General features: G+C 65.9%; 14 protein-coding genes. 4 read left to right on the forward strand and 10 right to left on the reverse strand.

Going from position 1 to position 25288, the window contains the following annotated elements; genetic code table 11:
* Positions 1–201: 201 nt before the first annotated feature.
* The 8 genes from FB474_RS11680 to FB474_RS11715 all read right to left on the reverse strand — a co-directional run bounded on the left by FB474_RS11680 (position 202) and on the right by FB474_RS11715 (position 15068).
* Positions 202–1509, reverse strand: a complete 1308-nt coding sequence (locus FB474_RS11680) for a protein NO VEIN domain-containing protein (protein ID WP_141788800.1) — start codon at positions 1507–1509, stop codon at positions 202–204.
* 967 nt (positions 1510–2476) lie between these two features.
* Positions 2477–4147 carry a hypothetical protein gene (locus FB474_RS11685; protein WP_141788801.1) on the reverse strand — a complete coding sequence of 557 codons (1671 nt, stop codon included), beginning with the start codon at positions 4145–4147 and terminating at the stop codon, positions 2477–2479.
* A 458-nt stretch (positions 4148–4605) separates the two neighbouring features.
* Positions 4606–5319, reverse strand: a complete 714-nt coding sequence (locus FB474_RS11690) for a matrixin family metalloprotease (protein ID WP_185746133.1) — start codon at positions 5317–5319, stop codon at positions 4606–4608.
* An 841-nt stretch (positions 5320–6160) separates the two neighbouring features.
* Complete coding sequence (locus tag FB474_RS11695; RefSeq protein ID WP_141788803.1) at positions 6161–6538, reverse strand: hypothetical protein; 378 nt, start codon at positions 6536–6538, stop codon at positions 6161–6163.
* Positions 6539–7065: 527 nt separating this feature from the next.
* Positions 7066–8250, reverse strand: a complete 1185-nt coding sequence (locus tag FB474_RS11700; protein ID WP_141788804.1) for an McrC family protein — start codon at positions 8248–8250, stop codon at positions 7066–7068.
* The gene (locus FB474_RS11705) at positions 8228–11203 is read right to left on the reverse strand and encodes an McrB family protein (RefSeq protein ID WP_221632521.1); all 2976 of its coding nucleotides are present in this window, start codon (positions 11201–11203) and stop codon (positions 8228–8230) included. Before FB474_RS11705 ends, FB474_RS11700 begins: the two co-directional genes overlap by 23 nt.
* A 79-nt stretch (positions 11204–11282) precedes the next feature.
* Positions 11283–12101: a hypothetical protein gene (locus tag FB474_RS11710; protein ID WP_141788805.1), complete on the reverse strand. Its 819-nt coding sequence runs from the start codon at positions 12099–12101 to the stop codon at positions 11283–11285.
* A 318-nt stretch (positions 12102–12419) separates the two neighbouring features.
* Entirely contained in the window at positions 12420–15068 is a 2649-nt protein-coding gene (locus tag FB474_RS11715) for a DEAD/DEAH box helicase (RefSeq protein WP_185746135.1), read from the reverse strand.
* 169 nt (positions 15069–15237) lie between these two features.
* On the opposite strand from FB474_RS11715, the gene FB474_RS11720 reads away from it, so the two are divergent.
* From FB474_RS11720 to FB474_RS11735, 4 genes are all read left to right on the forward strand, one after another.
* On the forward strand, positions 15238–16047 hold the full coding sequence (locus FB474_RS11720; RefSeq protein ID WP_141788807.1) for a hypothetical protein: 810 nt from the start codon (positions 15238–15240) through the stop codon (positions 16045–16047).
* 163 nt (positions 16048–16210) lie between these two features.
* Positions 16211–17113: an HNH endonuclease gene (locus tag FB474_RS11725; protein WP_141788808.1), complete on the forward strand. Its 903-nt coding sequence runs from the start codon at positions 16211–16213 to the stop codon at positions 17111–17113.
* A gap of 398 nt (positions 17114–17511) precedes the next feature.
* Complete coding sequence (locus tag FB474_RS11730) at positions 17512–19197, forward strand: DUF262 domain-containing protein (RefSeq protein WP_141788809.1); 1686 nt, start codon at positions 17512–17514, stop codon at positions 19195–19197.
* Positions 19190–21448, forward strand: a complete 2259-nt coding sequence (locus tag FB474_RS11735) for a DUF262 domain-containing protein (RefSeq protein WP_141788810.1) — start codon at positions 19190–19192, stop codon at positions 21446–21448. The genes FB474_RS11730 and FB474_RS11735 overlap by 8 nt, the downstream gene beginning before the upstream one ends.
* A gap of 55 nt (positions 21449–21503) precedes the next feature.
* On the opposite strand, the gene FB474_RS11740 is transcribed toward FB474_RS11735, so the two are convergent.
* Both FB474_RS11740 and FB474_RS11745 read right to left on the reverse strand, forming a co-directional pair.
* Entirely contained in the window at positions 21504–21842 is a 339-nt protein-coding gene (locus tag FB474_RS11740; protein ID WP_141788811.1) for a hypothetical protein, read from the reverse strand.
* A gap of 145 nt (positions 21843–21987) precedes the next feature.
* Positions 21988–25269: a TM0106 family RecB-like putative nuclease gene (locus FB474_RS11745; RefSeq protein WP_141788812.1), complete on the reverse strand. Its 3282-nt coding sequence runs from the start codon at positions 25267–25269 to the stop codon at positions 21988–21990.
* Positions 25270–25288 lie beyond the last annotated feature (19 nt).

A 25288-nucleotide genomic window follows, 5' to 3' on the forward strand; every position in this document is an offset into this window, starting at 1 on the left:
TAGTTGGGTCCATCTTTGAAGGCAGTCCCGCTTAGCCGCTCCGTCTGACGGCTTCCATCGCCGTGACCAGGGCGGCTTCGCCCATCCCGGCCGCGCACGCAATCACTCAAGTGCGACATGGAGAAGCCCGAGCGTAATGCGACCCGCACCGCTTGATCGACGTGTGGGCTCCGCCGTGCAACCACGCCCGGCCCGAGTGAGTCACGCTTCCGGTTCGGGCACAGGGATGGAGATGCCTGGCGCGAATGAGAAGCGTTCCGGCACAAGCGAACCCGCGTCTGGGTTCCACTCGTACAGCTGAAAGATGCCGGATTCGGCATCGACCTCTCCGTTGGGGAGGAACTTCACCTCAGACAGGACCCCCATGACGCAGCGACCGGCGAACTTGCGTGCGTGCTCCACCTCACCCTTAGACACCAACACCGCGTTCCCGGCTGTCTCCGTGCCCTTGGCCTCCAGGTAGAGGACCTCACCAGCCTTGGTCGCGAAGACGTCGTACGAGTGACCGTACCGGTGGTCCTCTACTGTCCAGCCGGCCGCTTCGTAGAGGGCAGCCAGCCGGGCCTGAGCCGCATCCTCGACCTTCTTCCGTCGGATCGGATCCAGCTGCCAGCCCTGACTTCTCCCACGGGCCTTTGTCCTGGTCTCCGGCTCCCCCAGGTGCTGCGCCCACAGCCGTTCGAGCTCTGGAAGAACCTCGGGCCTGATGGCGATTCCGCTCGCCTGCGTGTTCCAGTGCTGCCGTGGCAAGACGGTCCTGAGTTCGGACGTCGGCAGGGCGTCGTCGGGGGCGATGAGGTGATCCCACTCCGCGAAGATGTAGTGGGCCAGTTCACCGGTACGACTCTCGTCGAAATGCGACTCCTGGAAGACCTGACTGCTCGCGTATCCACTCCCGATGATGCCCCGTGGACCGGAGCCTTGGATCAGGAGGAAGACCCGGTCGCCGATCTCGATACCGCCGGAGCGGTGCCCGGTCGACCAACGGAAGGTCACAGTTCCTCCCTCCGCGGTCTTCTGCATCCAGTCCGCGTAGGTGCTCGGGTCGATCTCCCAGACCGCCGGGTTGTTGGTCAGAAGGAACGCCCCGTCGGCCGGAGCAGGAGGGACGGCCCGCTCCGCGGTGGTGATCTCGTCGTAGACAGACGTGTCGATGTACGACACCGGATTCCGGTGCTGGTCAACGGTCTGGCCAACGAGAGCGTCACGGACGGGATCGCCTGGCTGGAGAAGCGTCCCGATCAACGCGACGCGGTCCTTGCCGACTCGGTGGTCATAGACGATGTCGTGGCCCTCCAACTCCGCGACCAGACGGATGACCCCGTCGGTCGACATCGTTGCGAAACGTTCCGTCGTGAGCCTTGTCAGAGACAGGGACCAGATGCCCCGGTTGCTCTCCCAGATCTCCTCATCGGACATGGTCGGGTCCCAGCCGACCCAGGCCCGACCCCACGGCTCGTCCTTGGGATCGGTCGCCCAGATGGGCGCCAGTTTCAGGTTGATGGCCATGAGGGGCAGTCTGTCGCAACGCGAGGCCGGTTACCCGCAGACTGGGCTGTCGGGTTGCATCTTGCTTAGCGTCCATCTGTCGGTTGCGAGCCGCGTGCCTGCCCGACGATGGAACCAGGCAGATCGGGGTTGGGCTGCCGCGAAATGCAGCCCCACCCCAAGACGTCCACCAACTCCGCGCGGAGCGCGGCTTTTGCGTACTCTCTTTCGTCGTAGTCTGCCCGGGAAGCGGGCCATGGCCAGAGGGGTCCCCGGTGCGCCCCCTCGCAGGTCCCCTGCCTGCGACGTCGCGAGCGCGGTGCTGGCGGGGTGCCACTCTGAGCACGGGCGCCGCTTGGGCAGCCGCGTGAAAGCGCCTTGGACCCGCCTTAGGGAGTCGAGCGCACTGCCCTAATAGCCTGTTTGGGCAACTGGCTACCGCTCCGGCGACCCGGATTAGGCAGGGTGGCACTTGCTGACTGTGTCCGGTGCGAATGTGTCAGGTCTCCGACCCGCGGCCAAAGGAGAGGAACCGAGGTGGTCGTCTACAGACGCCTACGGCTAGACCACTTCCCCCAGGCCCACTCGATTGCCTTTCCCACGGCGTCGGACTGGGGCTGGGGGCCGGCCTGGACATCGACGGAGATATTCGACGTCCAGTGGCGTTCCTCAAGCGGGTGCTCCGCGAGGTACTCCATTGCCTGATCCCCCTGCAATGACGCCTCTTCGCCGAGGAGGCGCCACACTTCTGCGGCGGATGTTCCCCGCTCGATGGCGAACGAGAGCACGCATTGATCGGCCTTCTTCGTAACCCTCGAGGAGGGCAGCTCTTGCCTCCTCGTACAACGCCGTGAACGGAGGATCCATCGTGGGCTCCATGGCGTCAAGCGTGCCACGGTTGTGCGCTGAGTGCGTTGATCTCGCGCCTGCCGAGTCTCGATGGTTGCGGCCGGGTCAAACGGACGCTGCGGCAGCGCCACTGTCGCTGTCACAGACTCTCGTCGCGTGCCGCGGAATGCGGTACAGCGCCCGCGGGAGGGGTGCTGCCGGACGCCTCGATGGCATGGGGACTTTGGTCGATCTGCAACGTCGGCACCTCGGATGCCGGGAGCTGCATGTAGCTCGCCAGCAGTTCGCCGAAGCGCTCTGTGCTGGCACGGCGCGCGCCGGTCTTGGACCAAGACTCGAACTTCAAAGTCAGATTGGATTCCTTGGTGATGACGTCCAGAGTGGGAGCCTTGTCGCCATGATTGTTGGGCCTTCGGACGTAGCGGATGTCTTCGAGGTCTATTGCGATCTCAATGGCGCCCAGACGACGAAGCGAGTCCTGCTTGGTGATGAGCAACCGGTGGTTGGTCACCGCGACCCATCCCGCGTCGCGGAGGTCCCAGTCCCAACGGCCGCACGACGCATCCGCAAGCGCGCGAATGCGTTCTCCGCGCTGCAGACGCAGCGGAAGGATGCGCTTCAGCTCCTCTGGAACGCTCCTTTCGAAGACCCGAATCGACGGCAGCTCGAGTGGCTCAGGCTCCTTCGGCGCGGCCGCATCGCTGATTGCCGCGAGGGCCCTCTGGAGCTGCCTCACCATGTGCGCGACATCCTTGGCTGCGCGGGCGTTAGCGCCGATCTTGAACTTCCGCTTGCCGGGCAACTCGCCAATCACAGCGAACTCGCGAGCGAGCTGCTCGAGCAGCCAGTCGGTGTCCTCCAGCGTCTTGCTGTGCAGGTCCCGGGCGTCCTCCACCAGCTTCTTCAGCAGCACCTCATCCTGCGGGTTCGATGCGGCGCTGTTGAGCAGATGGCCGGCCCTCAGGGCCTGGTAGGTGAACCACGACGTCTGCGCAAGTAGCAGCGCTTGTACGTCTGCAATCATCGCCTCGCCGTGGTCAATCAAGTACTGCTGACGCTGCTTGTGCCCCTGCTGGGCTCGAAGCTCGTTGACGTGGCCCCGCACGGCCCTTTCGAAGAGATCCCACTGAGTCGACAGCCGTCCCTGGTACCCGCAGATCTCCTTGTAGATGGAGTCGGTGACGACACCCACCTCTCGGGCGTGGGCAAGCTCCTTGATCAGGGTGTTGTGGTAGCCCGTCGCCTCGGACCACTGCTCTTGGCGAACTACTTCGAGGACCTTCGAGGTCAACGCGAGGTTGTGCTGCGCGAGCTCAGAAATCTGATTGAGCTGGAACTGAATGGCCATCAGGGTCAACGCCGGCCCCAACGACGCGATGACCGAGGCCGCCGTTGCCCCAGCCGCCGGCAGCCACCTGACCTGCGCGACGAACTTGCCCCCGTCGGCGAGCGTGCCCAGGTTCCAGCCGTCCTTCACGAGAGGTGCGGCAGTCTTGAGTTGTTCGAGAGTCTGCGGTGCGAGTCGCACCAAGCCTTGCGCCTGAGCCATGCCATTCACCCCCTGAGCGACTGCGTTGCCGAAGCCCGCCGCGTTGGCGATCGACGAGGACAACGACGCGCGAGTCGCCTCGTCAATGAGCGTGAACGGGATCAGGTCGAGGCCGTCCGGGGCTTGGGCCCCAAAGAAGACAGCCAGGTCGTCTGCAATCTGCACGAGCGCAGTCGCGGGCTCGGAGCCATCCTCGACCTCACCGGTATCAGTCGCAGGAAGGGTCTCGATTTCCGAGTCCAGGTCGGTCTCGTCGGTCATGCCGGTCCTCGCATATCGTTACGTCGTACGGGTGCCCATCGTGGCAGATTCCCAACGACACGACGCCGCGATCCGCGTCTTTTCGGACTCATGAGCGCGCACGCTTCGGATGCTGGCGCATCACCACTACCTGTCGACGCGTTGCACGGGCCCCGGCGCACCACCATCGCCAGGCGCGCCGACCGTCCTCCGGTCCCCAAGTGAGGGCGCGGAGCGACTGCCCACCAAGATGGGACGCAGCCCCACCGGTGGACAGTCCTTTTTCGACCGCGGCTTCCTCCTCGCCCTGCTCACCGGCAGCACCGACCACCAGGAGGACACCGCCACCAGCGCCGTCAGCGCTTGAGCACGATCAACGACGAATCACCGTCATACAGCATTCCAAAAGACTTGAATCCCCATGCCCCTGGCCCTCTGCTCGATCACGTCCGGAGCCGGCGCCCATCCGAGCCTGTCGGTCACTGGGACAAGCGGACGCAGGGACCGGACCCGAGTTCTGCCAGGCCTGCCCGGTCCCCCGCGCCGAAGTCGGTCAGGCCGGAGCGGACGGTCGGAAACATCAGCTGGCTTGGGTCGCTGACGTGGGCCAGGCCAACGAGGTGGCCCAGTTCGTGGAGGACGGTGGCACGCATTACGCGAGCGCCGTCCTGGGCCAGCTTGGCTGAGGCCAGGCGAACCTGGCCGGTGACATAAGCCCGCGTCCCGGCCGCGGGACCGTACTCAGCGCTGCCGCCGTCGCCGAGTTCGTGGGCCGAGAATCTCGGCACCTCCTGAGGGGTGACCCAGGCGATGAGGACCGGGGCCCAGCGGTCGCCGTAGCGCGCCGGCTGGTATGCCGGCCGGTGCTCGCTGGGCACTTCGGTCGTCGCGCCGTCGAAAACGAACCGCAGTCCGGTGGTTTCCTCAAGCTCGCGGATGCCATTCGAGATCGCCGCTGACCCACCAGCTGGCTCGCCGGCGGTGCGGACGACGTAGTGGATCGGTCGGCAGCGGTCGTAGGTGACGGGCGCTGCGCTGCCAGGCTGATGCCGCTCGAAGAGGTAGAGATGGCCGTGGGCGTCCGCGTGAGCAGGGGTGCCGATGGGATGGTCGATCTGGCCAGCATCCGGATTGGCGGGAACAGCGGTCGCCCGCGGCCGCGCAAGGTTGCCAGGATCGGGGGGAAGCCCCAAGGGATGGGCTCGTTGAAGCAGCGCCGCGGCGGCGATCAGCGCCGCGGCGACCAGTACCCCACATGCTCTGCGGAATCGACCAACTGGCCTTGGGGAGCGCAGTGCCAGCAACGGGTCGGATGACGCCCGCCACCGGGTGTCGGGGGCGGGCAGTCCCGCGGCTTCGTCTTTGACCCATTGCGGGACCCGGCCGGTTGGTGACCGGCGCAGCCGCGGCGGTGGGTCACCGTGCCGGGACATGCCGGCCCATGGTGTGGCTTCCGAAGGCGCCGCCGCTCGCCAGACTTGTCACGTAATCGGAGACGCGACGGGGCACAGCCGAGGAGCTCAGACATTGCAGTCGTCGGCGCGTCTCTGTCACGCCGCGGCGAGTTCGCGGTCGCCGCAGATTTCGCCCGCTGTGCAGGCTGGCGCCAACAGACCCCGCTATCAGGTCTGTCAGATCTGGATCATTGAGTTCATCCGTCTCCACCCAAGCCCCCATGTCCTACCGGTCCCGGCTAATGCTCGGCCAGCGGACCCTAACCGTCAGCGGGACGCGAGATGGTCCAAGTTGCGAAACCCTGACGTGCCGCACTGGCACTCGACCAGGCGAATCAGGTGTGCCTCACGCCCCAACTCGCTGTCCGGCAGTCACGCCCCAAAGCGACAACCCGTCAGCCGATGCGGCTGCCGGCCAAACGATGAGCCGCCGCATGCGCGCTCGCGGGGCATCCGGCCACGTGGCTACAAAGTCAAGAGCCAGAGAGTGCGCGGCAGGCACCGCCCCTCCGCAGTCGCCGCGCTCTTCTTCCTAGAGACATTCCGGGGCAGTCCCTGTGCGGCGACGGCCGGTGAAGTCCTAGTCGGCCGCCCCCAGCAAGCGCAGCAGGTGGCGGACTGCGAGACGGAGTTCCTCGTAGCCGTGCTGGTAGAAGAGGGCGGACATCTGCGATATCGGGGTGTCATCAAACTGCCGAACCAGGGTGACGACGTCACGAATCACGTTTTGGGCCTGTCCGCCGGTTTGCCCTAGGGGTCGGGGCACCTGGCCGGTGCCCCCGCAAACGGGGCACGCGCCGGCGGCAAGCGCTACCGGGTCCAGCACTGCGGTAATTCGGTACTCGCCGGCAGCAATGAGCACTGCCGCGCAGTCAGCGCAGTACGGGACGTCAGCTGCAGCATGCTCGCCGTCGTCGAACACCCCGAGCGCTGCAGCAGGCAGGTCCTCGTGACCCACACAGCAGCACCGAGGTCCCGGCGTTGGAGCCGCGCGGCCTAACCGATCGCTCACCGCCACCCCGCAGTGACAACCTGCCACGAGTCTGTCGGGCTCCCCCCACGAATCACCCGATCCGCCCCCCTCTGATCCGGGCACCCGGGGGAAGCGAGCCTCCCTGCCCATTCCAGCGTCAGCTCCCTACCCGATCAATTGCATCCACGCGCAGTATCCGGCCCCAGGGTGGGGCCACAGCACCCGACTTCTGAACCGTCCATCAACCCCCATGCTCGTTGGACCAATCTCAGTGGATGACAGTCCACAAGCTCCGGGACGAACGCGAACGGACCCGGGAGGCTTGGTGAGGCGCAGCGAGCTAACCGCGCTGGGTTCCTGAACAGCAGTGAGCTACTGGACATTCCACCGGACGCGCTGACATCGGGAGGTCAGGGCGAGCTGGCCAGGCAAGTCAGCTGGGGCCGCTCAGGCGCTGGCGATGCCCAAGGGGTCCCGACAGTCTCGGGCACGCCACGGAGCGAGCAGGTCGTTCACCCTGAAGAGGCGATCTCAATCATGCCCGCTGCGAGTCGCTCGATCTGGCCGAGCAGATCACGCGGCGAGCCGGTCAGGTCGAGTGTGTGGCAGTGAATTCGAACGTGCGAGCCGATGACGTGGTGGGAAGCGGCAACCTCTTCGCCCTTCGCATACACCAGGTGCCCGTCATCGAGTTGGAACACCGTGCAGTAGGCCAGGAGCTGGTAGAGATCCGCCTGAGGGAAGCCAGCGGGCTTCTCCGCTTTGTACTTCGCGTCTACAACCATCTGGGGGCTGCCTCCGCGGCTCCAAACGAGGTCGGGCTTCAACGGGACAGTCTCGGCCCGGTCAAGGTGAGAGCGGTACTGGAGGGACGTTGTGCCGCCGCATGTCTTTATCGCCTCGGCTAGCGCAACACATACGAAGTCTTCGTAAATGCGCCACATGTCAAGCACGAAGCCGCTCACAGTGAGGTCGCCTCGCCGCTGTTCGAAGGAGTTGCCGGCGAGTATCAGCTCGGCCAGGCGCAGGGCCGGCTGGTACCGGATGTTGAGCCGTGAGGGTTGCCAGGTCGGTAGAGGCAGTCCGCGGTCGAGAAGGCTGACGTCGGTGAGTTGGAGGCGGAGTCGGTGGAGGGATCGCCGGATGGTCGCCGGCACGCTGGGTGCGCGGAGCATCTGGACTACGGCAGCGTGAAGGATCTGGTTTTCGGCAATATCGGCGGTGAACTCGTCGTAGGTGACCTCCAGGGGGACGAGCACCCCGAATCGACGTCCGATCTGTTCGCCAACGCGCACACGGCCGCGGAGGACCGGCAGGGTGTCATCGCGCGTCCGGTAGCCGTGAAGCAGTCCCTGCTCGAGGGCTTGGGTGGCCTGCCGAACGAAGGCGTGAGCCAAGGCCGTAGCCAAGTCGTCGTCAAGGTCAAGGCGCACGTCGTGGTTGCGCCAGAAGGCCGGATTGCGGGCGTAGCCCATCATGAAGACGAGCCGGTCAATGGGCACTTTCGGGAGGATGGTCACCTGCAGCTCACCGAGAGCCATAACGCCCACCTTGTTGCCCGCCGCGACGTCCCAACCGGTGCTGTGCGGGGACCGGGTTACAAGGGCGAGTTCAAGCTCGTCGAGGGCGTTGGCCTCGGCTGCGGTCAGCGCCACGGATTGGGGCGGGTGGCCCTCAGTCAGGATCAGATGTCGCATGGACGGCAACCTGCTCATCGCGCTCGAGTGCCTCGTCGGTCTGGCGGCGGCCATTCACACGGCCCGAGATCGCATCGAGCCCATAGCGGGACGCAACCTGCTCGCGGGACAGCTCGCCGTAGTGGTGTTCCTCCAACAACGGCAGGATCGCCGTGCGCCAGGTCCGGTCGAGACCACCGGGTGCATGGACTGCATGACGCATGAAGTATGACGGGCCGATTTGGAAGTCAGTGTCTTCGATGCGCGCGTTGAGCTCGTCCAACAGGTCGGCGACCCGGGCCGGGTAACCCTCGGACGCCAGCCAGGACCGCAGCACATCTGACGTGGGTGACTCGGCAGGGTGCAGTGGCACGAACGCGAACCGGCGTCGCATGGCCGCGTCCACCAGAGCGATGGACCGGTCGGCGGTGTTCATTGTGCCGATGACGAACACGTTACGGGGCAACGTGAAGCCCTGGTCGTCGTCAGCGGCGTACAGCAGGTCAACGTTGCGGTCGCGGTACTCGAGCAAGAAATACAACTCACCGAAGACCTTCGCAAGGTTGCCACGGTTGATCTCGTCGATGATCAACACGTGGGGTACGTCGGGGTTCTCGCGGGCCGCGTCGACCACTTTGCGCATAGGACCGGGCCGCAGTTCAAATCCTCCACTGGGCACGGGGCGATAGCCCTCGAAGAAGTCCTCGTAGGAGTAGGCCGGGTGAAACTGCACCAGGCGCACATTGTCGCCGGCGAGGTGCTCGGCGAGCGCTTGCGCGATAAACGTCTTCCCTGTCCCTGGTGGGCCGTAATAGATCAGCTGTGGCCGGTCCTGAAGCAGGTCGATGCACTCCTGCAGCCAAGCACGATCGACATGCAGGCGACCTGCCAGTTCCTTGGTGGCGTTCGGCAACGTGAGCTGGATCGGGCTGGGCAGTGGCGCGGCGTCCCCTTCCGCCGCAACCAGAGCCTCCAACTCCGGAAGCTCCTGGGTGAGGTCAAGTACGTTGCGGGGCACACGTAGGCGGGAGGCAAGTCCCGGGGACAGATCTGCGTAGTCCACCCCTTCGGACGATCCGACCCACGCCACTTCGCGGCGAAGGTACGCACGGCCCTCGTCGCTAGCGATGTAAGTCGCTGGGCCGGTAATCCGGCCCACGTGCAGCCGCGCGTCGCTGATGGTGGCGATCAAGTGTCCGGAGCTCATCCGCGACAGGAAGTTGTGGAAATCGTCCAACCATTCCGCTCGGGCGGAGTATGAGGAATGGGCGTAGTCCTCGTCGACGATGACTTTGAGCTCGGACCTGTCGATGCCCTCCTCGACCTCGCGCAAGGTGCTCGCGGCGAGAGTTACCTGGCCCTTATCCAGCCAGCTGGGAACCATGTCGTTGCCGTTGATGTTGTTGCCACGCACCAGCCAGGCCCGCGCTGTCATTCCTGCCGGGTCGTCAGCCACGGCCTCTCCACGCCACGCGACGAACGCGGACCTCTCGTTGGCGGGCCAGACCTCCGGCGGCGGATAGGAGACCACAGCCCAGATCAGGCCCTGCGCGTCAAGCCGGTCGGCGAGTTCAATCCCGAAGTCTGCCGACCTGTCGAGCACCTCGTCGCAAATGGTGAGCAAGTCGTCGTAACGTTCAGCGGGACTTGTTCCCGAGGCCGGCTGCTCGGTGAGCGCCCGGGCCTTGTCCACAGGCGTCGGCCTGTAAGGCGGAAACTGTGCACTGTCGCGCTCCATCATCAGCACTGCGCCTAGCGCGGTCGCGTTGCCGGGGGTGATGCCTTGCGGCAGCGCCGGCTTGAGCTCGACCTGGAGAGCGGTCAGCAGTTGAGGGTCGGCCTCGTCGCGCCAAAAGCGCCTCAGGGCCTGATGAATCTCTTCAGTGTGCTGCTCAAGCCCTTCGAAGAACGCCACCCTGAAGAAGGGGTCGAGGAGGTTGCCGTAGGTGAGAGCTTCCCTGAGCTGGACAGCCCAGTCCTTGTCGCCGGATAGGAGCCCAGACCGGACGGTCTCGAGCCGCCTTGCCAAGTCGACCTTGTAGGCGCGCTCGGTGGCCGACAGATCGTGCGCAATGGCGACCTTGGCGGCCCAGCCCATGAACCGGGTCCAAGGGTCCATCTGGTACGTGGTCGAGGACAGCGCCTTGGGGTCCCATTGCTCCCGATAGGGCGCCTGGTAGAGGTCGACGTGTCCGCCGGCCTCAGACACCAAGGCGTCGTAGATGGCGCGGAGGTCGACGTCGTGATCATTGGAGGGCTCGCTCAGCAAGCTGGCGAAGGCGGTGCGGATCTGCGCACGGTGTTCCCCCTTGGCGATCGGCAAATAGAGCGACGGGAACAGCAGGTACAGCAGCGCGAACCTCTGCGATGGCGCGTTCACGGTGGTGTGGTCGTCGATGAAGTCGCGGAACGCGAGAGGGTCGCCGAGCAGTTCGCGACGCTCGCCTGTGGGCAGGACCAGGAGACTGGCGGCGCACTGGACCAGGTAGCTCAACTGCCAGAACCGGCGCGTCTTGAAGGCCACTCCTCCGTTCATGACGCCGTGGTCGAGGGCCGCGTCGAGGGTGCGAGGCAGCGTAATGTCGATCCCGGCCATCGTGAGAGGCGACTGGATCCGGCTGCGTTTGGTGGCCCCGCGGTAGTCAGACAGAGGCAGCAGGTCGAGGTAGTAAAGCTCGGCAAACAGCTGCACCGCCCCGGGGGACACGGCGGCCAGCTGCTTGGACAGCTTGTCGTCAAACGATGCACCGGACATGTCCGGCTGGCCGACGAAGGCCTCCATGAGCTCTGCGGCGTGCTCGGCTGTCCACACCCCAGTGCCCGGTGTGAATGCTGAGTCGCCGTCCGCCCAGGCCCGCGCCAGCTCTCGTGCAGCCGCCTCCACCGGACCGGCTGCAGATCGCGCAAACGTACGTGTCGCGTCCGAAGCTGCGATCTGCGCCGGCGCGCCGTAGGTCGGATCGTCGAGGGTCATCGCGGAACCTCCGGTAGAGAGACACGGACTGTGTACATCGCTGACCATGCCGCATAGCACAGACTGCAGCCACGCAGACTCACGAGTACCAGTCCTTCCGGGCACGTGCCTCATCCACGAGATCGCTCTGGAAGGGCAAGTCGGCAGCCCAAGCAACGACCGCCGCCTCGAGCGAGAGGTCCAGTCGGCGAACTCTCCGCAGCTCCTCGAACGTGCCGCGTTCGGCTGGGGCGCGGAGCAGTGTCACTAGCGCGTCCAGCGGGCGATCAGCTGCTACGACCCGCCAGTAGTCCAGGGGCCGGGCAACGGACGTCTCCTTGTCGATCCGTTCCACTAGGACACGCACCCGGCGGCGAAGGGCCTCGTCCACGGCGTCTCGAAGACTGATGGAGCGCGCCGCCGGGGCATCGTGCCCGACCGTGAGGTGCTCCTTGGACGCCGCGGTCGGCTGCCGTCCTGTCAGGGCCCGTTGAGGACCTGCTGCATCCAGCCCGTTGTTGGTGTTGGCCATAAGCCTGCGCTCCAGGTCGCTCAGGTACTGGCGCGTCGAATCTGTGACATCAGGTCCCTTGGCGAGCGCCCGGACCCTGGTCGCCACCTGCCCTCGGATCGTCGCTCCCCGAGGGAGCGCCCCCTCCAGCACAGCACGGATCGTGGCCATGTTGTTCGCGACGAACCCGGAGGTCCTTACGCCAAGTTGGTGTGCGATCTCTTCGGGAGTCAGATGCCGATGACGGTAGACGTCACCAGTCCTGGTGTCATCGGTGTCCAACAGCCTTTCGAGCTCGGAGCGCACTGCCTCGTTGGGGCCCGTCACCGCACCCTCCTCGTTCTCGAAGGTCGATCGGCACCGCTGGTCAGCGCGCTGCTCATCGACGATGTCGGCGTAGTCCTGCACGATCAGAGGTCCGACCCTTGGTTGGGGGACGGGACTCAGCACGGACGCTACTGGAAGGTGCCAGCCCGGGCACTTGCTGCTACCGCTCGCCCCAGCAGGTACACCTGCACGCTGAGCCGTATTGTCTCGCGAGGCTTGCATGATTCGCCCACCCCAGGTTGGCGGGCCTATTCAGCGCTGCCAAACCAAGGACGGGTCTCGTCGGCGTGCCGTCCGCGTCGGCACTTGACGGTCTGAGGAGCGCTTGGACTAGTAGGTCGCAAAGGACGGCTCCGACCGCCACTTCCGCGACCGTCAGTCGTGGGCAACTGAGCCGTGTCAGTTGCAGTCCTGGCAGATCAGTGCCGATCCGGCGGAACGGAACGACGCAGGGTGGATGAGGAAGCAGCGGCTGCACTGGAAATCGTCTGTCTTGTTGGCGGTCGCAGCCGATGCTCGAGCCCATGCACGCTCGACCTTGGCCTCTCGACGGCCAGTGGACTCTGGCTTCCCGGCGTTGTCCCAAACCGTCGAGCGGAGGGCGTCATCAACTAAGGTTCGCCAGTTCGACCCTTGGGCGGGTCGGGGGATATCACACGCGTCGCAGGTGGCCCAATGGTTGAGACGCGGGGGTGCTCCAGGTTTGGTCCCCCAGGCCTCGTGTCGGGTCTGCGGGCGCTGACATGTGTCGCAGATGGGGACGATCCTGCCCTCGAGCAAGGGTTGTTGATTCTTGAGCGGTCTGCGCTTGTGGAGCTGCTTCACGACGGATATGAGCTCCGGTGTCCGTGTCGCGACGACCAGCTGCCGGGTCGCGCCCACCTGGTCAGGTGCCTCGAGAAGCAGCGGGTGGGTGGCCCCCACGCACCAGTCGTCGACAAGCGCTAGGTCTTCGGCCACGTGGGCTTGTTGATCGATGGCGATGTTTGCAGCTTCTAGATGGTCTAGAAGGTGGGTCCACGCCACACGGTCGCCCCCGCGTGCCCCGACCGCGGGGAGAACGAGATGAACCGAAACGTTCCGGGCCGCTGCGGCAAGGAGTTCTGGCAATATGGCTGCAAGACCCGCACGCCCAACTCCGCTGCTGTGGATCGTCACTGAGCTGGTTGCGGTCCGAATGAGTTCGAGGACTCGCGCGCTGGCCTCGGCTGATCGCGCTATCCAAGCAGGTAGCCCCGCGTGCTCAGCTAAGGCGTCGGGGGTTAGTACGTTCGCTTGGCCGCGCAATGATCTGAGCATGCGAGCCACCGACTCCGGTGGGTCGCTGCTGAGGATGGCGTCGACGTCAGCAAGGACGATGAGGTGTTGCTGAGCGCGACTGATCGCTACGTTGAGCAGCCGGCTTGCGCTGTCCAGTGGGTCGGGGCGGTAGAAGCGGCCAGTCGGCAGTCGCTGCGCGTCGACAAGGTCGAGCAGAACGGTGTGGCTCTCGTTGCCTTGAAATCGGTGGACCGTCGCCACGATTGCGGGATCTTCCTGCCGTGCGCTGGCTGCATCGCGGTCGGCTGCCGCCAGGAGCCTCCCTTGTGCGCGATAAGGAGCGATGGCTACCACCCCCTCGCCGCCTGCCACCTGGGCGTCCTGACGGGCCAGCGCGTCTACGAGGTAGCCCAACTGCGCGGAGAGAAGGTTGTAGCGACCGCTGTTGGCGAGTCCGCCGGGGCGGGCGCACCAGGTCGCCAGCCCTGAGAGATCGACCAATGCCAACGGCCGGCCGGCAGGCGTCTGGGCCAGACAACCACGCTGGAGCACAGTCGGCGCTGTGCGCAAATGCAGTGGTCGGTAGAAGCTGTCGCTGACTAGGTCCGCGATCTCGGCGTGCATGCGGTACTGCAGGTCCAACGCCACGAGGTCCGCACGGCCACTGTTGCGACGCACCGCAGCGACGACGCCACCGACCTCAAACGCGTCGCGGCCGTACCACTCAAGGACCTGTGGTTGGTCGCTACGCACCACGGGCGGCAACTGACGGAAGTCGCCCGCGATGAGCACATGTCGACGGGCTAACCCTGCCGCTACCCACGCGAGAGGCGTGGGGATCATGGATGCTTCCTCGATCACCACTGCGTCGAAGTTGCTGTGGATCCAATCGCCGATGTAGAGGCGGTGGACGGTGCAGGTGAGCACCCGGGCAGCGTCCACAACGGTGTGGCGCAGATGTTTGAGCCGCGCATCCAGGGCGTCGAGCTCCTCACTTGCCTTCGTGACCTCATCCGCGAGCCAAGACTCGCCGCGCGGTGCCGCAGACACCTTTCGGTATTCCTTCAGGAGGCCGTCAAGGCGAGCTCGCAGCCTGACCCGCTCGCGCGCCTCGGTATGGCCTCGTGCTGCGAGGATCTCGTCGACTTGGACCCGGCCTGCAACCTCTGCAGGGATGTCCGCTCGGACAAGGTCTCCGACGCGGACGATGCCGCCGTCCGATGCCCACGCATCGCATGGCTGCAGGGCCTGGACACAGCGTGCCGTAACCGTGTCGACTGCGACGTTCGTGTGGGAGACGACCAGAACCCTCAGACCTGCGCGGGCCCAGTCCAGCACGGCTGCGGCGACCGTCTGCGTCTTTCCGGTGCCCGGTGGCCCCCACAGGTAGCCCACCCGCCGGGATTGCGCCATGGAGACTGCTTGAGCCTGTCCGAGCTGCAGCGTGGAGCTTGTCAGGCGGGCAGGCGCGAACAGCAGGTTGGCTGCCGAAGGGTCGAAATGAGGCGGCCGGTTGTAACTTGGCTCCAAGAACTGGTGGAGCCGTCGAAGAAGGAATGTCGCGTCTGCAACTAGCGTGCCGTGCGGCACCCAAGCGGCTGCCAGACCTTCCAACCGCACCGTCGCCTCACCGGTTCTTTGTCCAAGCAGCTCACCTTCGACGACCGCCTCGCCAACGGTAAGGACCACGGGTGAGCCGTCTGAGACTTCGAAGCTGTTGTCCAACTTGAACTTGAAGACCGACGACCTCGCGGTCCCCCCGACACGCAGCCCGTCGCGCACGACCACGGACTCTTCTCTCGCAGCCGCCCGTTGCGCACCGAGCTCGGCCAAGACGGCGTTTCGCATGAACGTGGCCTCTGTGCCCAAGTGGGCGACGTCGATAAACGGATCCCCCATATGGCCCATCTTCGCGGAAATCGCTGCTGGGTGTCCGAAGTTTGCGCACACTGGCCCCATGGGGGATGGCATCAGCGAAGCTGACATCGTCGTAGCATTGATACGTGGCGTGCTGAAGAAACACGGCGCATCAACAGCTGCGGAGATATCTGCGCAGATCGAACGCCCTGGCGTGACGCCGAGCCGTGTGACAGCGATCTTGTCGTCTAATGCGCCTTTGTTCGAACGAGAGGGTGATCGCTGGTCTGTGGCCCGGCTGACACCGGCAGCGGTGCTTCAGCTGCAAACTGGAAGCCCAACAAAAGCCCGCAGATATCAACGGGGGCCTCTACACTTCGCGGTCCTCCCGGACTGGGTGGAGAAGCTCGTCTGTCAGCGGCTGACCGACGAAGAAGCGTTGACAGCGGAAGAGCTCCACGCACACCTTCGTCAACGCGGATGGAAGGACATCTCACAGGCGGACCTTCTGTTACATCTGGCCCACTTCGATGACTACAGCCTCAACCACGGGAAGTGGTCCTTGAAGACAGCGTCAGGAGCCGCTGCGACTCAACGAAGACTGCCCCTGTCTTCTCCTAGCGACAAGCACCAGCAGCCCGTTGCCCCGACGCGCCCATCGATCAACAACCCTCAATCCTTCTACAACCGCCCCGTGACGCTCATTTCGGGAGGAGTCGCCGAAAGGATGGTGTACATCACTGGGAAGGGCCAGGCCTATCACTGGGACCCTGATTGCCACCTTCTCCGGATGGGCTGGGCGAAATCTCTGGGTGATGGCGGCGGCGTAACCGGTTTGCGCCCGGTCACTGTTGGACAGGCCATCAACGCGAGCTATCACGCATGTCGTGGCTGTACGGGCAGTGGGTGACAGACGCCAAGGAGATTGCGCCCGCTTTGGCATGAGGCCGGCGTGCTGCTGCGGGCTTACGGCGCTCCACAGCAAGAGGGTGTCCGTTGACATCCTTCGGGTTTGCCTGGGCAATTTGGCTGGCCAGGGGCGCCTTGCATGGTTTGCCGCGTAAGCTCCCCTCGTGTCGCCGCCCCTCGAGATCGAGTCCGAGCTGCTGCGGCGTGAGGTCATCGCTCAGGCCTTGCTGATGCGCGCCGAAGAGCTTGGCGGCTACGTTCCCCTGGACGAGCTGTCCGACTTCCCCCTTCCCGACGGAACTCGGCTACGGCTGGTGGATCCAGGCGGTGGCGGTATCTGGAATCCCAAGACCTTCGTGGCGACGCTGTCGATCACGACCTCCCCCGATGGCCCGTACCCCGACCGTGAGATCGATGGGGGCCTGCTCCAGTACAGCTACCAAAAGGGGCCCGAGGGTGGGAAGAACGTCAAGCTGCGCCTCGCCCGCGAGCTGAACCTCCCGCTCATCCGGCTCAACAAGATCGCTAAGGGCGCCTACGCTCCGATCTATCCCGTCTACGTGGTGGGCGACAACCCCATCACCCGCGAGTTCACGCTGACCGTCGACGAGGCGCTGCGCTCCATTCCCTCCGGGCGCGAGCTCTCGCCCATCGAGAAGGCATACGCCGCGCGAATGGTGCGGCAACGGGTGCATCAGCCCGCGTTCCGGGCTCGAGTCATGTTGGCCTACGAGGGAGCATGTTGCGTCTGCGAGCTCAAGCACGCGGTGCTGCTCGACGCCGCTCACATCATCGAAGACGGCCGACCGGGCGGAGACCCCCTCGTGTCGAACGGGCTCAGCCTGTGCAAGATCCACCACGCTGCCTACGACCGAAGACTCCTAGGAATCACGCCGAGCTACGTCGTCCAAATCAACGGCCCGCTGCTCGATGAGGTCGATGGCCCGATGCTCCGCCACGGGCTGCAGGAGATGCACGGACGGGAGATCAGAACTCCGCGCCGGAAGGCGGAACGACCCGACCCGGATCGTCTGCAGCAACGCTTCGAGTGGTTCCTCGCGGGGTAGAAGCGCAGGGCGGCGGTTGCACGGCTTGCTCCCTCGCGGCGGTGGCCGCAAGAGGTCATGCTCACTCGATGAGCAGCAGGCGCGACGGACGGACTGGCCAGTTCGCCCCCGCTGTTCGAGGCAGCCGCCTGGATCTGCGAAGGCCGCGCGAGTTGAGGAGCGAGTGCTTCACTCAGCCCGGAGTGCCGCGAGCGCAGTGTCGGAAGACGGCATTTTCGATCCGGCACCTTCCCTCGCCGACTGTCGTCGTTGAGCTGGGAAGATTGGTTCCTGACTCTGCAACCATGCGAACCGGGCCGCCACCAGGCGCTCTCCCGACCAGGTCGGCGGCAGCGCTTTCTCTTGATCGGTTTGGACAGAACCGCCCAAATTGTCGCGCCCGGGTCTAAGTTCCGAACATGACTGCGACAACGCTCGCCGGCGGCGCCCTCGAACCGCGGCTGGTCGGCAAGATCGGGGGCAAGTTCTACGTGCCCAGCTATCAGCGCGGTTATCGCTGGGGCGAGCACGAGGTGAAGTGCCTGCTCGACGATATCGCCGCGAGCGATGGCCAGCCCTACTACCTGCAGCCAGTCGTGGTGAAGAAGATCGACGACGGACGTTGGGAGCTCGTCGACGGCCAGCAGCGGCTGACGACGTTGTACCTGATCCTGGGCTACATCCGGAAGCACCTTCCGGCCGCCAGACGCGAATACACACTGGAGTACCAGACCCGTGCGGGCAGCGCGGCGTACTTGGAGGACCCGGTCGAACAGCTGCGCGGGCAGAACATCGACTTCTTCCACATCTACGAGGCAGCAGAGCTGATCCGGACCTGGTTCGAGAGCCAGGACGACCCGGCCATGGCAGCGGTGAACTTCTACAAGGCCCTGTCCGAGAAGGTCCATGTGATCTGGTACGAGGCGCCCGACGACGTGGACGCCCGCACCCTATTCGTCCGGCTCAACGTCGGCCGTATTCCACTGACCGACGCCGAGCTGGTCAAGGCGCTGCTACTCTCCCGCGCCCGGCGGCCAGAGGAGGTTGCGGCGCAGTGGGACAGCATCGAACGCGACCTACGGGTGCCGGAGGTCTGGTCGTTCGTAACCGGACGAACTGGCGAAGAGCCGACACACATCAGCTTGCTGCTGGACACCCTCGCCGGCGGCCCACGGGGCCGGGAACGCCCGCTGTTCTACACCTTCGACCGAATCCGAGAACTCATCGAGCAGACTTCGCCCGAGGACGTCTGGGAGTCCGTGGTCGACCTGCACTCGCTGGTCCAGGGCTGGTATGACGACCGAGGCCTGTTCCACTGGATCGGCTACCTGGTAGCCACCGGGTCGCGCTTCGAGGACCTCGTGGTGCAGGCCGACGGCAAGGCCAAAGACGTCTTCAACGTAGAGCTGCGCGCGATGATTACCGACCGGCTCGGCCTGACCGAAACCGCGCTGCGCGACCTCACCTACGAGCAGCACTACCGACAGGCCTCCCGCGCTCTGCTGCTGATGAACGTCGAGACGGTGCGCAGCTGGGAGCACTCCCATGAGCGGTACTCCTTCCGCGCTCACGCGGCCGGGTCCTGGTCGCTGGAGCACATCGACGCTCAGTCTGCGGAAACGCTCAACAAGGCCGAGCAGTGGTCGACCTGGCTTCAGTTGCATAAGGCCGCCCTGGTCGCCCTACCCGACCTCGACCCGGAGCAGCGGGCCGCGCTGTTGTCGCGGATCGACCATGCTGCGACCGAACTGACCGCGCACGCGTTCCACGCCGCCGAGGAGGAGGTGATCTCGTTCTTCAAGCGGGCCACTGGCGCGGACGGCGACGAGGTGCACTCGGTCTCCAACCTGGCGTTGCTCGGCCGCGAGGCAAACAGCGCGCTGAGCAACTCGGTGTTCGCCGCCAAGCGGACCGCGATACTGCAGCTTGACCGCACGGGTCACTACATCCCCGCGTGTACCCGCAATGTCTTCCTCAAGTACTACACGGCCTCCGACGCTCAGCAGATCCACTTCTGGGGCCCGCAGGACCGTGCGTCGTACCTCGAAGCGATGGTGCACGTCCTGGCCGACTACCTCACCCCGGAGGGGGCCCAGCATGAGTAGCGTCGTGACGTCGTTCACCGGGATGTTCGAGGCCCAGGGCAACCACGCACCCAAGCTAACCGACATCGAGATCCCGCTGATCCAGCGCGACTACGCCCAAGGGCGGGAGGACGCCAAGGTCACCGACATCCGCAGCAACTTCTTGGATGCCCTGCATTCCGCGGTCACCGGCGGCGAACCGATCGGGCTCGACTTCGTCTACGGCGAGATCGACGGCGGCACGCTTCGTCCGCTCGACGGCCAGCAGCGACTGACCACCCTGTTCCTGCTGCACTGGTATTTGGCGTTCCGCAGCGGGCGACTGGGCGAGAACCACGCATGGAAGTCGTTCTCCTATGCGACCCGCCCGAGTGCGCGCACCTTCGGCAAGCGCCTGGCTAATTGGACGGCCGAAGCCGGCACCGGGCTGCTCTCGGACCGAGTCCGCAACCAGCCTTGGTACCAGCACGGCTGGCGCCACGACCCGACTATCCAGTCGATGCTCGTGGTCCTCGATGCCATCGACGAACGCTTTCGCGAGGAGGACGTTGACGCAGTCTGGGCACGGCTCACCGACGCCGAACAGCCGGCGATATCGTTCCACCTGCTACCGATCTCGGACATGGGTTCTGGCGAGGACCTCTACATCAAGATGAACTCGCGCGGGAAGCCGCTCACCGACTTCGAGAACTTCAAAGCCGGGTTCGAGAAGACCGTGGCATGGTCGACGCGCGCCGCTGACCTCGCCCTGCGGATCGACACCGTCTGGTCCGACGTGCTCTGGCCGTACCGGGGGGACAACGACATCGTCGACGACGAGTTCGAGAACTACATCACCTTCGTCACCCAGCTGTGCGAGTGGCGCGACGGTGACTTCGAGAGTGACGGCCGTCGGCTCATCGACCGGGCCGCGGTCATCTTCGGTCACGACCACCCCCAGGCCGCAGCCAATCTGGACTTCCTCTTCGACGCGTTCGACACCTGGCGTTCGGTCGACATCGCGGCCGTGATGGACGACTTGTTCAGCGTCGTCGCCACTCCCGGCGAGACCGAGCGGGTGATCATCTTCGGCACCGACGTGAACCCGAACCTGTTCGATGCCTGCTGCCACGACTACGGGACCACACGGTTCGGCTATCCGCGAATGCTGCTGCTCTACGCGGTCCTGTTGCACAGGATCCACCAGACCGAGGACTTCCCGCGCCGGCTCCGCTTGCTCCGCAACTTGATCGAGGCCTCGGAGAACGAACTGCGTGCCGAGCGGATGCCCGACCTGGTCGAGGACGTCCGCCGGGTTGTCGTCGACGGCGCCTTGGAGAAGGTTGAGCGATTCAACATCAATCAGGTCGAGGACGAGAAGCGCAAGGCCGCGTTCCTCACAGCCTCCCCCGACCTGACCGACGTCGTCTTCCGACTTGAGGACCACCCCGTCCTGCGAGGGGCGTTGGCCTCGTTCGAGCTGGACCCGGACCGACTGGTGGCTCGGGTGAACGCGTTCTGGGCGTTCTTCTCTGACGACGCCGTTCTGCCCGCGCTCACCGGCGCGATGCTCACCTGCGGGGATTACTCCCGGCCGCGCAGCCCGAACGTGTTCCAGTTCGGCTCCCCGGAGCGCACAAGTTGGTGGCGCGAGCTGTTCACCGCGACGTCCTACGCCAATCTCGATCGGACTCGCGCAGTGCTCGGCGCCTTCCTCGACCAGGTCGCCGCGTCGACGTGCCCCGTTGCAGAGACGCTCGCGGACATGCGCTCGGACTGGCTAGTCGAGCATGAGGCCGGTCCCTACGACTGGCGGTACTACCTCATTCGGTACGACACGATGCGAACCGGGACCTCAGGCATCTATGCGGTCCCCGACCAACGCATGGGCTACTCGGTCTGTATGCTGCGCGCGAAGCAGATGAACAGCCTGTACCGCGACCCGTACCTCGTCGCCGCCCTGCGCGAAGCCGATGTTAGGGACGCGGTCCAGGACGGAACCGACGGCCCGCGGTTCACCGGCTACGCCACCGCTGAGCGCTGGCTCCGCCTCAACGCCAGCAACACCGGCCTGCGGTGTGTTGAGGACGGCTGGCTGTTGGACCCGCCCACCGGCAAGGATCGCGATGTGTTCGACCAGGTGCGCTTCGGCATGGACGGCTTGACCCTGACCGAGAACGGCTACCTGTTCGCCGTTCCGCAGACCGAGGTCGACGGGCGTGCAGTCGACACAGTGGACCGGGTGGAAATGGCGGCCGGGCTTCTCCAAGCCTTAGTCGCGGCCGGCCTATGACACGACCAGAAGTGTGACCGGGAGCGGTACCGAGGCCCGCACCGCCGCCGACCTGTCACCTCGCGCGTTCGATCGTCAGGACTTCCGTCGACAGACGCACAGTGAGGATTCCGTCGCCCCTCAGATCCAGGACAAGAATCATTGGCGCGCCGAGCTGACACTGGTGGACGGTGACGAGCGGGATGGGCGTGTCGTCCAACCTCAAAGCCGCGACCCGCGCATCATGCGCTCCCCCGCGTTGCTCGTTAGCCGGATGCCGACAGATCCAAGCGGCGTCGAGGTCGATGTCATACACCGCGGTTTCAGTCCTGACGCGCCACCGCCCCGCAGTCCCGATCCGCGCGAACATCCACCTTCCCGCGTTCTCGCCTCGGTCCCTGGCGTGATCAGTCACGATTCCACGTCAGCAGATGCTCCACTGCATTGGCTTAGGTCTGGCCAGCTGTCCAACGAAGGGCCGTTTGGCTGGACGGGGAGACCCGGGCCGGACATGGTCTCCTTCTCCGGGCGCCTGTGCCGTAGGTCGCAGCTGCGCCTCCCTACTCGGGGTTGGCGGCAATCTCGGCGAAGCGACACAGCGCGTTGACCCGGCGCAGCTGCTCTGGTGTGCTGACCGAGGCATTCAAGAGTGCCGGGCTGCAGACGATGACTGCCAGGGCTTGAGCGCGGCTGACGGCGACGTTGAGGCGGTGCAGGTCGTAGAGGAACTCCACGCCCCGCGGGGCGTCTTCGGCGCTGGAGCTGGTCATCGAATACAGGACCACCGGCGCTTCCTGACCCTGGAACTTGTCCACGGTCCCCACGCGCGCCTGCGGCAGCCGTCGGCGGATCTCCCCGACCTGGGTGTTGAAGGGGGCCACGACGAGGATGTGCTCTGGCCCCAGGCGATGAGTCACGCCGTCGGCGTCCGTGAAGCACTGCCCGATCAGGGACAGCCAGACCCGCTCGACCTCGTGGGCTTCTTCGACGGACCGTGCGGCATTGCCCTGGTGCGACACACTGAGCAGCCGCAGCCCACTGCCGTGCACAGCTCCCCCGGGTAGGACCATCTGGCGTTCCCGGCCGGGCGCGGACTGCAGACGCCCCTCGTACGCGAGGTCGGAGATGAACGCGGTGATGCCCGGGTGCATGCGATACGAAACGTCGAGGAAGATGCCGCGATCTTCTGGAACGGTGTCGTGGCCGTCGAGCAGGTGCGCCAGGACGGATTCGCCGGCACCGTCGGGGTGTTGGGCCTGGGTGGGTTGCGCGAGCTGCTGGGGATCGCCCAGCAGCACCATGGCCTGTGCGCCGCGTGCGGCCGCCACCGCGTTGGCCAAGGAGAACTGGCCGGCTTCGTCGACGACGAGGACGTCGACGGCGGCCTGCATGTCCGGGTCCGCCCAGAGCCAGGCGCTTCCGCCCACCAGCGCGGCCTGGCCCGCGCTCAGGGCGGCGACGACCTGCTGGTTGCTGGTGGCTTGGTTGACTCCGTCGCCGGCGCAGAAGTCGTCCTCGGCGTTGCAGCGTTGCAGGGCGGGGCGACCGACGGCGCGCAGGAGGTGGCCGATGACCGCGTGGGAGGTGGCGGTGATGCCGACCCGTTTGCCGTCGTCGAGCAGCGCCCGGATCAGCTCGGCCCCTGCCGTGCTTTTGCCGCTGCCTGGTGGCCCCTGGACGGCCAGGACCCCGGAGCGCAGCCCTCGCCCGACCCGGAGCACGGCCTGCTGTGCCGACTCACCCTCTCGGCGGGCGGTGCCGACGGGGACCTGCCGGCGGAGCACCGCCAGGCCCAGCCCGCCTTGACCTCGCAAGGTCTCTTGGCCGGTGGCGAAGATCGCGTCGCGCAGCGGGCCGGTGTTGATGGGCCCGGGCGGGCCGAACCCACGGGAGGCCTTGGGTTCGGCCTGGAGCTTGAGCACGATGTGTCCTGCGGCCGGGTCCAGCTCGACGACGGTGCCGGCGCGTTGGTGGTCCTTGGCGTCCAACGCGTCCTTGCCGACCTGCACCCTCGTGTCTTGGGGCGGGAAGGTGTAGCGCCACAACCGGCTGCGTTTCTCCTGCCCGACCAGCTCCGGCGGGGAAAGCGGCCCAAGGGCGGACCCGTCGTCTTCCAGCTCGTCCTCGAGGAGGTCTTCGAGGCGGTACACCTCCCACCAGGCGGGACGGGCCTCTCTGCGGTGCCACTGCACAAGGTCCGCGAGCAGCGTCTCCCCTGCGGCGCGCAAACGGTCGGCGAGGTCGATCTCGGCGAGCTCCAGGTCGCTGAGCGGCTTGTCCGGGTCGGGCGGGACCTCGTGAGGTCGCGGCTGCGGCCCGTGCGTGCCTTCGAGCTCGGTTCGTCGCTGCTCCAGCCAGTCGTGCAGAGCCAGGGTGGAGGCGACGTCGTCGCGGTTGTACGCCTCGATCGCCTGCAGCACCTCCTCACCACCCTCGACCAGCCACCGTTCGTAGGCGATCACGCTGGCCAGGGCGTCGGCGACGTCCTCATTCTTGCTCCGCTCGGCCGACCAGTAGAACGCCTCCAGTTTCTTGATGGAATAGGAGCCCTTGCTGATCCGCATCCCCTGGCGCACCACCGCATACAGGTCGACGAACCGTTCCCCACGTAACAGCTGGTCCAGCTCGGCTTCCCGCACGCCATGCCGGGCGGTGAGCCGTTTCAACGCCGTCGTCTCATACGGCGCGTAGTGATAGACGTGCATCCCGGGATGGTCGCGCCAGGTCTGCAGCAGCCGATCCACCAGGGCCTCGGTCAGCTGGCGTTCCTGCGCGGCATCATGGGCCCACAACGGCGTGAACCGGCCATGCCGGTCCCCCAGCCCGGCCAGGTACTCCCGACCCTGGCCGCCGTCGGCGTAAGGGTCCCCTTCGAAATCGAGGTACAGGTCGCCGTCGTCGGGGTCGGGCAGGCGCAGCAGCCCCGTCCTCGGTTCGGGCGGCAGCAGCTGGTAGAAGGGCTGCCCGGTGGTGCGCTCAACCATCTGCGCGGCGGCCTGCTGGACCAGTCGTTCGCGGCTGGCCCGACCGATCGTTCTGGGGAGCTCGTCAGCACTCAAGGCGGCCAGCTGTTCCAGCGTGGTGATGCCGGCGTGACGCAGCGCCTCGCGGTGGTCGTTGCGCATGAAGGCGACCAGGGTCAGGTCGTCGGTGCGCCGCCAGTGCGCGGCGCACCGCGCCAGCCAGCGGCACTGGCCGCAGTGCCCCACCTTGACCGGTTCGGTGTCCGTGGGTTGCTCCAGGAACTGACGCAGCCGGGCGCGTGCCCGGCGCGCGTAGGCCGCGACGTCCACGAGCCGCCACGGCCGGGACTGCCCGTCGCCGGTGACAACGTACAGATGCTCGGGGACCGTCCCTTGGAGGGCTTGGAGTCGGTTGGCGTAGACCGCCATCTGCAGGAGGGCCGGCACCTTCAGGCGACGGGCGAGCTTGGTGTCCGCGACCTCGTACGACCAGTCACCCAGCGACGAGGGTCGGTCGACCTTGAGCAGAAAGTCGGCCTGCCCACCCCACAGGCCGTCAAAGAAGGTGCCCTGGTAGACAACGTCCACGCCGCTGCGCATGGCGTCCACCGTCCGCCGTTCGGCTTCGCGCCGCCCTGGGCCGTCGAAGGCGGTGGGAATCTCCACCACTGATCGACCTTCGGCCCTCAAGGCAGCCAGGTAGTCCCGCTCGTGCGCAATGCCGAGCGCGAAGATCAGGTCCAGCTCTTCGGACTCGACGGCGGGTTTGCGAAGCAGACCCTCGGCCACGGCCCGATCCAGCGTGGTGATGTGCGGACAGGCCAGATGCTTGGTGAGGTCGGTCGGACTCAGCACCAGATGCTCGTCGATCCGTTGCACGCTCGCTCCCCGGTTTGCC

It is taken from the genome of Oryzihumus leptocrescens (assembly GCF_006716205.1).
Classification (GTDB): Bacteria; Actinomycetota; Actinomycetes; order Actinomycetales; family Dermatophilaceae; genus Oryzihumus; species Oryzihumus leptocrescens.